This is a genomic window from Vibrio sp. 1401, from assembly GCF_033340295.1.
Genome location: NZ_JAWOWF010000261.1, coordinates 1 through 790 on the forward strand (window position 1 = coordinate 1; position 790 = coordinate 790).

1 protein-coding gene and 1 pseudogene are annotated in these 790 nt (G+C 45.3%); both read left to right on the forward strand.

What is annotated here, in order from left to right:
- Positions 1–248 (forward strand): annotated as a pseudogene (locus R7Z77_RS24980) (chemotaxis protein); the annotation flags it as partial.
- 113 nt (positions 249–361) lie between these two features.
- Positions 362–790: UPF0758 domain-containing protein (locus R7Z77_RS24985; protein WP_318136996.1), on the forward strand; the 429-nt coding region annotated here is incomplete at its 3' end.

Below are 790 nucleotides of genomic sequence, written 5' to 3' on the forward strand. Positions count from 1 at the left end.
CACTGATTCAACAGTCTTTGTCTGGTGTCCACCATTCTATTGGTACAATTCGAGATATGGGAATTCAAACCGCATCAGCGGCAGAAGAACAAAGTGCGGTGGCGGAAGACATCAACCAGAACTTGGTGGCGATTCAACAGATCGTCAACAACATCAATGATACCTTGCAACACGCAGAAACGATCAGCACTCAGTTGTCACAATCCGGCACGGAAATTCACGATCTGGTCGGCAACTTTAAACTCTGATGAACCATTAAATTGCACATAAAATCAGAGTGGAACGAAGAAAGCGAAAGTCACCCTCGACTTTCGCTTTCTGTTTTGTGGAATAGGGATTCTTACCTTCAAAGAGAGTTCCGATGATACTCAAAGCTTTGCCAAATGAGTCGATGCCACGAGAGAAACTTCTGCAACGTGGGCCGCAGGCGTTAACCGATGCCGAATTACTGGCGATATTCCTCCGTACGGGCACGCAAGGCATGAACGTGATTGAGTTGGCCGATTTCCTTATTCAAGATTTTGGTTCGCTTAGGCAGCTGTTCTCCGCTTCAGAACAGGAGTTTTGTCAGCATAAAGGGTTAGGGCAGGCCAAATATGTGCAATTGCAAGCGGTGTTAGAAATGACTCAGCGATATTTGGCGGAAACCCTCAAGCGTGGCGACGCCTTAACCAGCCCTGAGCAAACTAAATTATATCTCTCCTCTATATTAAGAGACCGCCAAAGAGAGGCTTTTTACATTCTTTTCCTCGATAACCAACACCGAGTAATAAAAGATGAGATTTTATTC